Origin of the sequence: Roseobacter sp. HKCCA2468 (assembly GCF_037805105.1) — a bacterium.
GTDB lineage: Bacteria > Pseudomonadota > Alphaproteobacteria > Rhodobacterales > Rhodobacteraceae > M30B80.
The window spans coordinates 17,609-31,139 of record NZ_JBBLYN010000004.1 but is presented as its reverse complement, the minus strand read 5'-3'; the positions used below and the strand labels follow the sequence as shown (position 1 = coordinate 31,139).

The 13,531-nt window shown below is 56.8% G+C and carries 11 protein-coding genes and 2 riboswitches; of the genes, 10 read left to right on the top strand and 1 reads right to left on the bottom strand.

Features of this window, described 5'->3' with window-relative positions:
• Positions 1-103: 103 nt before the first annotated feature.
• The gene (locus tag AAC620_RS10075) at positions 104-1,669 is read right to left on the bottom strand and encodes a 2-isopropylmalate synthase (protein ID WP_340244707.1); all 1,566 of its coding nucleotides are present in this window, start codon (positions 1,667-1,669) and stop codon (positions 104-106) included.
• A gap of 323 nt (positions 1,670-1,992) precedes the next feature.
• Here AAC620_RS10075 and AAC620_RS10070 point away from each other — a divergent pair, with 323 nt between their 5' ends.
• From AAC620_RS10070 to gcvP, 10 genes are all read left to right on the top strand, one after another.
• Positions 1,993-2,673, top strand: a complete 681-nt coding sequence (locus AAC620_RS10070; protein ID WP_340244706.1) for an SDR family NAD(P)-dependent oxidoreductase — start codon at positions 1,993-1,995, stop codon at positions 2,671-2,673.
• Complete coding sequence (locus tag AAC620_RS10065; protein ID WP_340244705.1) at positions 2,667-4,196, top strand: cryptochrome/photolyase family protein; 1,530 nt, start codon at positions 2,667-2,669, stop codon at positions 4,194-4,196. Before AAC620_RS10070 ends, AAC620_RS10065 begins: the two co-directional genes overlap by 7 nt.
• Positions 4,197-4,301: 105 nt before the next feature.
• Entirely contained in the window at positions 4,302-4,853 is a 552-nt protein-coding gene (locus tag AAC620_RS10060; protein ID WP_340244704.1) for a 2OG-Fe(II) oxygenase, read from the top strand.
• A gap of 90 nt (positions 4,854-4,943) precedes the next feature.
• Positions 4,944-6,269 (top strand): glutamate--tRNA ligase, encoded by a 1,326-nt coding sequence (gene gltX, locus AAC620_RS10055; RefSeq protein ID WP_340244703.1) that lies wholly within the window; start codon positions 4,944-4,946, stop codon positions 6,267-6,269.
• 50 nt (positions 6,270-6,319) lie between these two features.
• Positions 6,320-7,099: a 5-oxoprolinase subunit B family protein gene (locus tag AAC620_RS10050; RefSeq protein ID WP_340244701.1), complete on the top strand. Its 780-nt coding sequence runs from the start codon at positions 6,320-6,322 to the stop codon at positions 7,097-7,099.
• On the top strand, positions 7,096-8,112 hold the full coding sequence (locus tag AAC620_RS10045; protein ID WP_340244699.1) for a 5-oxoprolinase subunit C family protein: 1,017 nt from the start codon (positions 7,096-7,098) through the stop codon (positions 8,110-8,112). The genes AAC620_RS10050 and AAC620_RS10045 overlap by 4 nt, the downstream gene beginning before the upstream one ends.
• Positions 8,109-8,861, top strand: coding sequence for a LamB/YcsF family protein (locus AAC620_RS10040; RefSeq protein ID WP_340244698.1), 753 nt, complete (start codon positions 8,109-8,111; stop codon positions 8,859-8,861). Before AAC620_RS10045 ends, AAC620_RS10040 begins: the two co-directional genes overlap by 4 nt.
• Before the next feature lie 93 nt (positions 8,862-8,954).
• A riboswitch (glycine riboswitch) is annotated at positions 8,955-9,046 on the top strand.
• A 3-nt stretch (positions 9,047-9,049) separates the two neighbouring features.
• Positions 9,050-9,115, top strand: a riboswitch (glycine riboswitch).
• Between the two features lie 66 nt (positions 9,116-9,181).
• Complete coding sequence (gene gcvT, locus AAC620_RS10035; RefSeq protein WP_340244696.1) at positions 9,182-10,285, top strand: glycine cleavage system aminomethyltransferase GcvT; 1,104 nt, start codon at positions 9,182-9,184, stop codon at positions 10,283-10,285.
• A 17-nt stretch (positions 10,286-10,302) separates the two neighbouring features.
• Positions 10,303-10,665: a glycine cleavage system protein GcvH gene (gcvH, locus tag AAC620_RS10030; protein WP_340244695.1), complete on the top strand. Its 363-nt coding sequence runs from the start codon at positions 10,303-10,305 to the stop codon at positions 10,663-10,665.
• A 22-nt stretch (positions 10,666-10,687) separates the two neighbouring features.
• A complete protein-coding gene (gcvP, locus tag AAC620_RS10025; protein WP_340244693.1) occupies positions 10,688-13,528 on the top strand; it encodes an aminomethyl-transferring glycine dehydrogenase in 2,841 nt (946 codons plus the stop codon).
• Positions 13,529-13,531: the final 3 nt, after the last annotated feature.

The window sequence follows — 13,531 nt, the reverse complement described above, 5'->3', positions numbered from 1 at the left end:
AAAGGCCCATGGTAAGGTAAAGAACAATAAGGGCGTTTTTGCCAAACCGCCGATGGTTGTAGCAAAAATCCGCCCCAAATGTGGGGCGGATTTAAGGATTGGCTTAGTTTGCGTCCCGATAGGAAACTTCCTTGCGGTCGCCGCCCGCTTTTCCACGCCGCAGGATCAGACGATTGAGCGCGTTGATATAGGCTTTCACGCTTGCCACAACGGTATCGGTATCTGCTGATTGCGCGGTTGCAATGCGTCCATCTTCTTCCATCCGCACCGATACGGTGGCTTGCGCATCGGTGCCTTCGGTCACCGCATGCACTTGATAAAGTTGCAAACGGGCCGAATGTGGGAAGGCTTGTTTGACAGCATTAAAGGCGGCATCCACAGGGCCATCACCCGTTGCCACGACAGTTTTTTCCTCATCGCCCACACGGATCACCAGATCCGCATTTTGGGGGGCTTCGGTGCCGCAGATGACACGCAGGAATTTCAGTTCCAAATGGTCAGAGGCATCAATGGCACCTGCATCTGTCACCAAGGCGATGATATCATCGTCAAACACTTCTTTCTTGCGGTCTGCCAATGCTTTGAAGCGCACAAATACATCGTTGAGCTGATTATCGGCCAATTCAAAGCCCAAATCCTTGAGCTTCGCGCGCAAGGCCGCGCGACCAGAGTGCTTGCCCAGTGGCAGCGATGTCCCAGAGAGGCCGATATCCTCGGGGCGCATGATCTCGAACGTATCGGCCGATTTCAGCATTCCATCTTGGTGGATGCCAGATTCATGCGCAAAGGCATTTTTGCCGACAATCGCCTTGTTGAACTGCACAGCAAACCCTGAAACTGTGCTAACGCGGCGCGAGATGTGCATGATTTTCTTAGCATCCACGCGGGTGTGATAGGGCATGATGTCATTGCGCACGCGCATGGCCATCACGACCTCCTCAAGGGCGGTGTTTCCTGCCCGCTCACCCAAGCCGTTGATGGTGCATTCAATCTGACGCGCCCCGCCCTCCACTGCGGCCAAGGCATTTGCGGTCGCCATGCCGAGGTCGTTGTGACAATGGGTGGCGAAGATGACATCCTCTGCGCCAGGCACATCCGCGATAAGGCGCTCAATCAGGCGCGCGCTCTCGCGGGGGGCTGTGTAGCCGACTGTGTCGGGGATGTTGATGGTGGTCGCGCCTGCCTTGATGGCAATTTCTACAACGCGCTTCAGATACTCCCATTCGGTGCGGGTGGCGTCCATCGGCGACCATTGGATATTGTCGCAAAGATTGCGCGCATGGCTGACTGTCTCGTGGATGCGCTCGGCCATTTGATCCATCGAGAGGTTCGGGATCGCGCGGTGTTGGGGCGAAGTGCCGATAAAAGTGTGGATGCGCGGGCTTTTGGCGTAGCGAACCGCCTCCCAACAGCGGTCAATGTCTTTGAAATTCGCACGCGCCAGGCCGCAGATCGTGGCATTTTGGGTTTGCTTGGCAATCTCGGAGACAGCCGCAAAATCACCCTCGGAGGCAATTGGAAAGCCCGCCTCGATGATATCAACACCCATCTCGTCAAGAAGGGCTGCGATCTCGAGCTTTTCAGCGTGGCTCATGGTCGCGCCTGGGCTTTGTTCGCCATCACGCAATGTCGTGTCAAAAATCAAGACGCGGTTTTTATCGTTCGTCATTGGGTTCTCTCCCCAGCCAGTCTTTTGCGGCCCTGTGCATCTGCAAAGCGGCCTTGTCAATCAATGATGCTTTGTTTTGGTGAAGCTTTCGGCGCTAAATCCCCCCTGAGCGGTCGCGCCGACTGGCACGCTCAGAGGCGGCTAAGAAGAAGCGCTAGCAATGCGTTTAGTCCGCCTGCTGGGCGGCTGTGCATCGCTGTCATATGTGTCGCGTTCTTGGTCATGATGTGCAGACTATGCCGCGCAAGATCAGGGATGAAAACCCCCTTTTTCACCCCAATGTCAAACTTGCCCCGCCTGCGCCGCCCCCTACATCACGCCCTATGACAGAGAATAGATTTCAGCGCGTTCTCATTGTGGGCGCATCAGGTGGCATCGGGCGTGCAATGGTTAACCATTACCGCGCAAGCGGTGCTGAGGTGTCTAGCCTGTCGCGCCGCGAGGACGGCTTTGATCTGACCGTGCCTACCACAGTCGAGGCCCATTTGGCGGCGCAAACTGGCCCATTTGATTTGGTCATTGTCGCCACAGGGGCGCTTGAGATTGACGGCAAAGGCCCTGAGAAATCTTTAAGCCAAATCAATGCAGACGCGCTTGCGCGGCAATTTGCGATCAACGCCATTGGCCCCGCTTTGATCTTGCGCCATGTGTCGCGCTTGATGGATCGGCAGGGCGCGGGCGTCTGTGCCGTCCTGTCCGCGCGGGTGGGATCGATCGGGGATAACCGCGCGGGCGGGTGGTATGGCTATCGGGCGGCAAAGGCTGCGGTCAATCAGATCGTGCGGACAGGGGCGATTGAATTGGCGCGCAGTCACAAAGGCGCGGCCTTGATTGCCCTACATCCTGGCACGGTGCGCACAAAATTCACCGAAAACTATCTTGGGCGCCATCCCGCCGTTGCGCCCGAGGAGGCCGCCGCGAATATCGCGCGTGTTTTGGCAGGGATCGGCACCGCGCAAACAGGTCAGTTCTTCGATTGGAAAGGCGAGCCTGTGCCATGGTAAATTTCCCGCCCCGCTTGATCCTGATTTTAGGGGATCAATTAAGTCACGCTACAGCCGCGTTGCGCGAAGCAGATAAATCCCGCGACATCGTGGTCATGGCTGAAGTGTGGGATGAAGCGAGCTATGTGCCGCATCATCCCAAAAAAATTGCCCTGATCTTCGCCGCAATGCGCAAATTCGCGCAAGAATTGCGGAATGATGGGTGGACTGTCGCATATACCCGCCTTGACGATGCGCAAAATGCGCAATCCTTGGTGGGTGAAGTTATCCGCCGCGCTGCTGAAACGGGCGCACAAGAGGCGATTGCCACAGCCCCTGCCGAATGGCGTGTGATTGCCGCCTTGGAAGATTGCCCAATCCCGGTTCATCAATTCCCTGATGATCGTTTTTTGTGCCATGCCTCAGAATTCGCCGATTGGGCCGAAGGGCGTAAAGAATTGCGGATGGAGTTTTTTTACCGCGAAATGCGCCGCAAAACAGGGATTTTGATGGCGGGTGATCACCCTGAAGGGGGAAAATGGAACTTCGACCATGACAATCGCGAACCGCCAAAGGAGGGGCTGTCCAATCGCATGCCCCCGCAATTTGAACCAGATGAAACCGTCCTTGAGGTGCTTGATCTGGTTGAGGCGCGATTTGGCGCACATTTTGGCCGCTTGCGCCCCTTTTGGTTTGCGACAACCCGCGCCGAGGCTTTGGTTGCGTTAGAGGATTTCATCCAGAACCGCCTCCCCGATTTTGGGCGGTATCAAGATGCAATGGTGCAGGGCGAGGCGTTTCTGAACCATTCGATCTTGTCGATGTATTTGAACATTGGGCTGTTGAATTGGCGCGAGATTTGCGAGGCGGCTGAGGCTGCCTACCGCACAGGAGCGGCGCCCCTAAATTCGGTCGAGGGGTACATTCGCCAGATTATTGGATGGCGTGAATATATTCGCGGCATTTATTTCCTTGAGGGGCCAGATTACACATCGCGCAACGCGCTTGGGCATAGCCGCAGCTTGCCTGCGTTTTACTGGTCGGGCGACACGGATATGGCCTGTCTGCGGGATGCGATCCTGCAAACCTGTGACCATGCCTATTCGCACCATATCCAACGCTTGATGGTGACGGGGAATTTTGCGCTTCTTGCGGGGGTTGATCCCAAAGAGGTGCATGAATGGTATCTGGCGGTTTATGCCGATGCCTTTGAATGGGTCGAAGCCCCCAATGTGATTGGGATGAGTCAATTCGCCGATGGCGGCATTGTGGCCTCAAAACCATATGTCTCGGGCGGCAATTATATCCATAAGATGTCAAATCATTGTGGGCGTTGCGCCTATAAGGTGAAAGAAAAAATTGGGACGCAAGCCTGCCCCTTTAATGCGTTTTATTGGCATTTCTTGATCCGAAACGAAGAAAAATTCGCAAAAAACCCCCGTATGGCGCAGATGTATCGCGTTTGGGCGAAGATGGATGCCGACACACGCGCCGCAACCCTTGAGACAGCCGAGGCCAATTTGGCGCGGCTTGATCAATTGTGAGGATCATTTTGGGGCTTCCCAAACCCGTAGGATTTTGCACATAGCTTAACGGTGCCGCCTGCCTATCATTGGGATCGGGGCAGGGTGGTGCGATGGGTTTCTGACATGATTGATGTTTACGCTGCTCCCGCGGCATTCACCGAGGCTGAATGTCTGCGTATTTTGGATCAGATCGCGTCTACCCCCACCCGCGATGCGAAACTGGTGGGACAAGCGCAGCACCATAATGTGCGCCGTGCGGATCTGGTTTGGTTGGACGAGGTTGAGGGATGCGAATGGGTGACCGAGCGCGCGATTGATCTGGTGCGCGTGGCCAATCGTGAGATGTTTGATTTCGACATCACCGATTTTTCCGAAAGCCCACAGGTTGCCCGATATGACAGCAGCCGCGAAGGCCATTTCGATTGGCATTCCGATATTGGGGATGGCCGATTGGCCGCGCGGCGCAAATTAACCATTGTCATCCAACTTGATGCAGGGGCGGGATATCAGGGGGGGGATTTGCAGATCATGCCAAGCAACCACACTGTGACTGCCGCGCGCGGGCGTGGGGATGCGGTCATGTTTCCGTCTTTTATGTTGCATCGGGTGACGCCCGTCACCAAAGGAACGCGCCATTCGCTGACCTTGTGGTGCCACGGGCCAAGCTTTCGCTAATGGGATTTCGCAACATCTCACCCGCAGCGATATGGACAAATCTGATGGGCTGTGAAACACGGGGCGCTTGAAACACAGGAGGTTTTGAGCATGACAACAGTCACCCGTTTTGCGCCGTCCCCAACTGGCTATTTGCACGTTGGCAACCTGCGCACGGCTTTGTTCAATCACCTGATTGCGCGGCGCACAGGCGGCAAATTTATCTTGCGCCTTGATGATACGGATCCCGAACGCTCAAAGCAGGAATATGCGGATGCGATCCGCGAAGATTTAGAGTGGCTGGGCCTGACTTGGGATCAAGAGGAGCGCCAATCGGCGCGGCTTGATCGATACGAGGCCGCAGCCCAAGACTTGCGTGACAAAGGACGATTTTACGAGGCGTTTGAAACGCCCACAGAACTCGACCTTAAGCGCAAAAAACAACTGAATATGGGGCAGCCGCCCGTCTATGATCGCGCTGCGCTTAAATTGAGCGAGACCGAGCGCGATGCATTGCGCGCGGAGCGTGGTATGGGCGTTTGGCGGTTCTTGCTTGATCAAGAACGGATCGAGTGGACGGATGGCATTTTGGGCGATTTGTCGATTGACGCGGCCAGCCTGTCTGACCCTGTTTTGATCCGTCAAGATGGGCAGTTTTTGTATACATTGGCCTCGGTGGTCGATGACACAGATATGGGCATCACCCATGTCGTGCGCGGGTCGGATCACGTGACCAACACAGCGACACAAATCCAGATTATGGCGGCCCTTGGCTTTGCTGCGCCCAACTTCGCGCATCATTCACTTTTGACAGGCCCGCAGGGTGAGGCGTTATCGAAACGCCTTGGCACTTTGGCCTTGCGCGATTTGCGTGCGGCAGGGGTGCATCCTATGGCGTTGTTGTCTTTGATGGCGCGGCTTGGATCCTCCCAACCTGTTGAGATTGCAAGCAGTCTTGATGAGTTGGCTGCAGGATTTGATTTGGCGCATTTCGGCGCGGCCCCCACAAAATTTGATGTTGATGATTTATATCCGCTGACCGCACGCATTCTGGCAGCGCAAGATTTAAGCGTGGTGGCAGATGCGGTGCGGGCTGCGGGGGTGCCAGATGATCTCGCACCCCTATTCTGGCAGGTGACGCGTGAAAACATCACCACGCTACATGATCTGGCGGGGTGGTGGCAGCTGTGCCGTAATGGTGCGGCCCCATTGGTAGATGCAGAGGATCAAGCATTCATTGCCGAGGCCCTCGCCCTGCTGCCTGAGCCACCTTACGGGCCAGAGGCATGGTCGAACTGGACGAACGCGGTGAAAGAGGCCACGGGACGCAAGGGGAAATCCCTTTTCATGCCGCTGCGCAAAGCTGTGACCGGGCGTGAGCGCGGGCCTGAAATGGCCGATCTTTTGCAGTTGTTGCAAAACAAGCCCACGCTGTAAGCGCCTGTTGAAAGCACTGCCTTTTTCATGCCACCCTAATCACCATTGGGGTGGCAATTAGAAAGGTTCAGGTTCCCGTGAACGCGCAAGCCGCAAAACCGCCAAAATTCCCCGAGATTTGCCAGACGGGTTATGCTGGACTGGTTGTGCGCTTTGGCGATCAATTGAATGAAGCAGGCAATCGTGCAAGCCTTGCCTTCGCTGCTGAGGTGACTGCCGCAGGTCTGGCGGGGGTTTTGGAAGTCTCAACCGCCCTGCAATCCGTTCTTTTGAGGTATGATCCCCTGCTTGTATCCCCTGAAGCACTCCGCGCGGATCTCGCGGCGGCTCTTACGCAGCGCGATTGGTATGCTGCATCCCTGCCTCAGGGGCGCACGCTTTGGGAGGTGCCTGCCTGTTTTGGCGGTGCATATGGCCCAGAATTCGAACAGGCTTGTTCGCTCGCAGGTGTCAGGCAGGCTGAGGCGGTTGCAGAATTGTGTGCAACCCCGCTTCGGGTTCAGGCAATCGGGTTTGCGCCGTCACAGCCCTATTTGGGAGAGTTGCCACCCAATTGGAACTTCCCCAGACAGGCAACCCTAAATCCGCAGGTGCCAAAAGGGGCGTTGGTTGCAGCAATCCGCCAGATTGTTCTGTTTTCCGTGCCATCGCCAACGGGCTGGCTGCATATTGGTCAAACGGGTCTTAGCCTGTTTGACCCCGCGCGTGACCCCGCCTTTATGTTGCGCGCGGGAGATGAAATTGCACTTCGGCCTGTTTCTGAGGCAGAATTTGAGACGTCATGTGCCGCCGCGCCATATGGCGGTGCTGTGCGGCGGGCGTTGCCATGACGGCAACGTTTCTTGTTCACCAAGCAGGGCCTGCCGTGACTGTGCAGGATTTGGGGTGGCACGGCTATGTCGCCCAAGGTGTATCGCGCGGCGGGGCGATAGATATTTTGGCGATGGCAGAAGGCGCGGCCTTGTTAGGGCAATCGCCCAACTTTGCAGCGTTAGAGATGGCAGGGTTCGGCGGTGTCTTTAGTGCCACCCGCGACTGCGTCATTGCGCTGACGGGGGCCGAGATGCGCGCGGATTTGGACGGGCGTGCCTTGGCATGGAACGCGACCCATGCTGTGCCTGCGGGCGCGAAACTGAAGATCGGGCCCGTCATGCGCGGTGTTTATGGGTATCTCCACATATCAGGCGGATTTGAGCCACCATTGATCTTGCAGGGGCGCGGAACGCATTTGGCCGCAGGCCTGCGCGCGGCAATTTGCGTGGGGGCGGAACTGCCCTTTGGCGCATCCTCCGCGACCCGCGCAGGCCTGTGCCTAGATGTGGCAGATCGCAGTGCGGGCGGTGTCATTCGCATTTTGCCAACCCTACAAAGTGATATGTTCGGGGCTGATCTGTTAGCGGCGTTTCAAAATACAAGTTTCACGCGCGACCCGCGCAGCAATCGGATGGGGGTGCGCTTGGCCGCGCCCGATGCGCCCAATTTCGCACCTGAGGCCGCGCGCAATATCCTTTCTGATATTGTGATGGAGGGGGATATCCAGATCACAGGCGATGGAACACCTTATGTCTTGATGGCCGAAAGCCAGACGACAGGGGGCTATCCACGGATCGCGCAGGTTCTGCCTTGTGATTTGCCGCGCTTGGCGCAACTCTCAAGCGGGGCCGAGGTCACGTTTCAAATGATCAGCCATGGCGAGGCGGTAGAGATTGAGCGCGCCGCACAGGCTGCGCGCGCACAACTTGGGGCCATGTGTAAGCCAGTTTTGCGTGACCCGCGCGAGGCGGGTGATCTTTTGGAAATGCAATTGATCAGCGGTGTCACCGCAGGGGAGGACGAGGGATGAAGGTCGATCTCAATGCCGATTTGGGCGAAGGTTTTGGCCCTTGGCCAATGGGTGCGGATACGGCGATGATGGATGTGATTTCATCGGCCAATATCGCCTGCGGCTTTCACGCGGGCGATCCCGATCAGATGCTAAAATCCATGTCAGCCGCAGTGGCGCGTGGCGTGGGCCTAGGCGCGCATCCGGGGTTTCCTGATTTGCAAGGGTTTGGACGGCGCCCGATGCAGATGAGCCATGCAGAGGTGGCCAATATGGTGACCTATCAAACAGGCGCTGCCATGGCGATGGCGCGCGCGGCGGGGGGGCGCTTGCGCCATGTCAAATTGCATGGGGCCTTGGCCAACATGGCCGCTGATGATGCGGCCCTTGCACGCGCCGCCTATGAAGGGGCGTTGCGGGCGGATCCTGACCTGATCGTTATGGTGATTGCTGGCACAGATCAGGAAGAAGCTGCCCTTGCCATCGGTGCGCCAATCGCGCGCGAGATTTTTGCGGATCGGGCCTATTTGCCAAATGCCCGCCTGCAAGATCGCAAAATTGCAGGCGCGGTGATCCATGATCCAGAGCAGGTCGCGACTCGCATTTTGGCGATGTTGCAGGAGGCCGCGATTATTGCCGAGGATGGAACCCGCATCCCCACACAAATTGATACAATCTGCCTGCATGGGGATACGCCGCAGGCGGTTGAGATTGCCCGTAATTTGCGCAGTTGCCTTGAGGCGGAGAATATCCAAATCGGGCAATTTTAATTGCTTCTGTGAAGGTTCTGCCGTTTTTTGCGGCGCAATAGTCGTAAATGGTGCGATTGTTCTTGATGCCCTGCGCGGCATTACTTATGGTAGATGCATATACAGGGAGACATTGCGCCACTTGCGCAAGGCCGAAGGAGCAACCGCCCCGGTAAACTCTCAGGCAAAAGAACCTGTATGTGCGAAAACTCTGGAGAGTGATGCGGTATTGCGCATCCGCCGAAGGGATAACGATCTCAGGCGAAAGGACAGAGGGGGCATCGACAGCCGATTTTTCGGCGTAACCGATTCCGAGTATATCTCGGGGTGTTGGAGGGTTGATGACCACGGGGCTTTTGGAACTGCCACTTAATGGGCTTCACGCAGAGCTAGGCGGAAAATTCGTGCCTTTTGCGGGCTACTCTATGCCCGTGCAATATGCTGCGGGCGTGATGGCCGAACATCTTTGGACGCGCGAAAAGGCGGGACTGTTCGATGTCTCGCATATGGGGCAGGTGCGGCTGCCCTTAGATCAAGCTTCGGCACTTGAGCGGATCGCGCCCATTGAGGTTGAAGGCCTCGCAGAAGGCCGCCAGCGCTATGGTTTCCTTACCAATGAGGCGGGCGGTTTGGTCGATGATTTCATGATCGCGCGCTACGCAGATTGTTTCGTTATCGTGATCAATGCCGCGCGCCGCGCCGAGGATTTGGCACTGTTTGAGAAACATTTGACGGGCTTTGAGGTCATCACTGACCGTGCCCTTTTGGCTTTGCAGGGGCCACTGGCCCAAAGCGCGCTTGCGCGTCTGCTGCCTGATGTGGCGACACTGCGCTTTATGGATGTGCGCAGATTAACATGGCAGGGTTCCGATCTGTGGCTGAGCCGCTCTGGCTATACGGGCGAGGATGGGTTTGAGATTTCCGTGCCTGTGGCCGTCTGCGATGCCTTCGCCCGCGCATTATTGGCGATGGATGAGATTGCGCCCATTGGTTTGGGGGCGCGTGACAGTCTACGGATGGAGGCGGGCCTGCCCCTATATGGCAACGATCTTTCCGAAACCATTTCCCCAGTTGAGGCAGGCCTCTCTTGGGGCATTTCCAAATCACGCCGCCCCGATGGGGCCAAGGCGGGCGGTTATTTGGGTGTTGGGGTAATTGCCTCTCATCTTGCGGGCGAAGCTGCGCGCAAACGGATCGGTCTTGTGCCAGAGGGGCGCGCGCCGATGCGCGGCGGTGTGCCCCTGTTTTTGTCAGAGACAAGCCAAACACAAATCGGCGAGATCACTTCGGGTGGGTTTAGCCCAAGCCTGGGTCACCCTATTGCGATGGCGCTGGTGCAATCTGACGCGGATGCAGATGCGCCAATCTGGGGCGAATTGCGTGGCAAACGACATCCTATCCGGCAGGTTGATCTGCCATTCTTCAAAACATCCTACAAACGATAAGACAGGGAGACATCCAAATGCGTTTCACAGAAGAACATGAATGGTTGTTGGTCGATGGTGATCTGGTTGTGGTCGGCATCACCGAACATGCGGCCACTCAATTGGGTGATGTGGTTTTCGTAGAATTGCCAGAGCTTGAGACTGCAGCCGCGAAGGGTGATGAGGTGGTGGTTATTGAATCTGTCAAAGCGGCCTCTGACATCTTGGCCCCGCTGGATGGTGAGATTGTCGAGGTCAATGACGCCTTGGTTGATAACCCCTCTTTGGTCAATGATGACCCCACCGGTGAGGCGTGGTTCTTCAAGATGAAGGTAGACGATCTCTCTGCGGTCGATGCCTACATGACCGAGGATGAATACAAAGATTTCATTGGCGAATAAGCCCCCCGAGCAGGTGTGAGACATGACAAAATGGATGCGTGAAACCTATGATCCGACCGATTTTGGCAATCGCCGCCATATCGGGCCTTCCCCTGCCGAAATGGCAGAGATGTTAGAGGTGATCGGTGCACCAGATTTGGATGCGCTGATTGATGAAACATTGCCGAAGGATATTCGTCAGACCAAGCCACTTGAATGGGCGGCAATGTCTGAGGCGGAATTGCTGGCGCATATGCGCGAGATTGCAGCCAAGAATAAGGTCATGGTTTCGATGATTGGGCAGGGGTATTACAACACCCATACCCCGCCTGCGATCCAACGCAATGTCTTGGAAAACCCTGCTTGGTATACGGCCTATACTCCCTATCAGCCTGAGATCAGCCAAGGCCGCCTTGAGGCCCTGCTCAATTTCCAGACGATGGTTGCTGACTTAACGGGGCTTGAGATTGCCAATGCTTCGCTTCTTGATGAGGCCACCGCCTGCGCCGAAGCGATGGTGATGGCCGAGCGCGTTACAAAATCAAAGGCGCGTGGTTTCTTCATCGACCAAAATTGCCACCCGCAAAATATTGCCGTGATGCAGCGCCGCGCAGAACCTTTGGGGATTGAGGTGATTGTGGGCGATCCGAAGGATATGGACGCAAGCACGGTCTTTGGTGCGATTTTCCAATATCCAGGCACATTTGGGGATCTCCATGATCCATCTGCGCAAGTTGCGGCCTTGCATGCTGCAAATGCCGTGGCGATTGTTTGCACGGATTTGCTGGCCCTAACAGTTCTGCGCGAGCCTGGGGCGATTGGCGCCGATATCGCGGTGGGCTCAGCGCAACGCTTTGGCGTGCCGCTGGGATATGGTGGCCCGCACGCAGCATTTCTTTCCTGTCGCGAGGCCTATAAGCGGGCCATCCCGGGTCGGCTTGTTGGCGTATCGGTTGACGCGCAGGGGCGCCGTGCCTATCGCCTCTCCTTGCAGACGCGCGAGCAGCATATTCGCCGCGAGAAAGCCACCTCGAATGTCTGCACCGCGCAGGCGCTTTTGGCCGTCATGGCCTCGCTTTATGCGGTGTTCCACGGCCCGCGCGGATTGCGCGCGATTGCGCAGCGGGTGCATTTGCACGCAGCGCGTCTCGCCAAAAGTCTTGAGGCGGGCGGCTTTGCGCCGCTGACACAAAGCTATTTTGACACGATCACAGTCAAGGTCGGGGCCAAACAATCGCGGATCATGGCGGCGGCTGTGGCGCGGGGGATCAACCTACGTGATGTTGGTCAAGATCGGATTGGCATTTCCGTGGATGAGGTGACAACCGAAGCCCATTTGGCCGCGGTCTGTGAGGCGTTTGGCACACCGCTTTTGGATGCGGTTGAAGCGCCATCTATCCCTGACGCGCTCTTGCGGGAAACAGAGTATCTCACCCATCCGATTTTCCACATGAACCGCGCGGAATCCGAGATGATGCGGTATATGCGCCGCCTTTCGGATCGTGACTTGGCACTGGATCGTGCCATGATCCCGCTTGGCTCTTGCACGATGAAGCTGAACGCCGCGGTCGAGATGATGCCAATCACATGGCCCGAGTTTGGTGGGCTGCACCCCTTTGCGCCACAAGATCAGGCCGAGGGCTATGCGCAAATGCTGGCGGCCCTGTCGAATTATCTGTGCGAGATCACAGGCTATGATGCGATGTCGATGCAGCCCAATTCGGGTGCGCAAGGTGAATATGCAGGCCTTTTGACCATTGCCGCCTATCATCAGGCGCGCGGGGATCATCACCGCAAGATCTGTTTGATCCCTGTTTCCGCGCATGGCACCAACCCTGCCTCTGCACAGATGGCGGGAATGGATGTCGTTGTGGTCAAATCTGCGGAAAACGGCGATGTTGATCTTGAAGATTTCCGTGCCAAGGCCGAGGCGGCGGGTGATCGTCTGGCTGCTTGCATGATCACCTATCCGTCCACCCATGGCGTGTTTGAAGGCACGGTGCGCGAGATTTGTGAGATCACCCATGCCCATGGGGGCCAGGTCTATTTGGATGGTGCGAACCTCAACGCCATGGTGGGCCTGTCCAAACCCGGTGAGATCGGGGCAGATGTGAGCCACCTGAATTTGCACAAAACCTTCTGCATCCCGCATGGTGGTGGCGGGCCAGGCATGGGGCCGATTGGCGTGAAGGCGCATCTTGCCCCCTATCTGCCGGGACATCCAGAATTGCACAGCAACCAAGGGCCTGTGTCGGGCGCGCCCTATGGTTCGGCTTCGATCTTGCCGATTTCTTATGCCTATATCAAATTGATGGGCGGGGCAGGTCTGACACAGGCCACCAAAATCGCAATCCTCAATGCCAATTACATCGCCAAGCGCCTATCGGATGCCTATCCGATCCTGTTCACGGGGCAGGGCGGGCATATCGCGCATGAATGCATCCTTGATTGTCGCCCCTTTGCCGAGGCGGGCGTGACAGTCGATGATATCGCCAAGCGTCTGATGGATAACGGGTTCCACGCGCCCACGATGAGTTGGCCTGTGGCAGGCACATTGATGGTCGAACCAACCGAAAGCGAAACCAAGGCGGAGATTGACCGCTTCTGTGATGCAATGCTCGCTATTCGGGCGGAGATTGCCGATGTCGAGGCGGGCAAAATCGCCGCCGAAGACAGCCCCTTGCGCCATGCGCCCCATACGGTCGAAGATTTGGTTGGCCCATGGGAGCGCGCCTATAGCCGTGAGGTGGGTTGCTTCCCTGCGGGGGCGTTCCGCGTTGATAAATATTGGCCGCCCGTGAACCGCGTGGACAATGTCTATGGCGACAGGCATCTGATTTGCACCTGCCCGCCCGTCACAGATTATCTGGACGCAGCCGAATAGGCC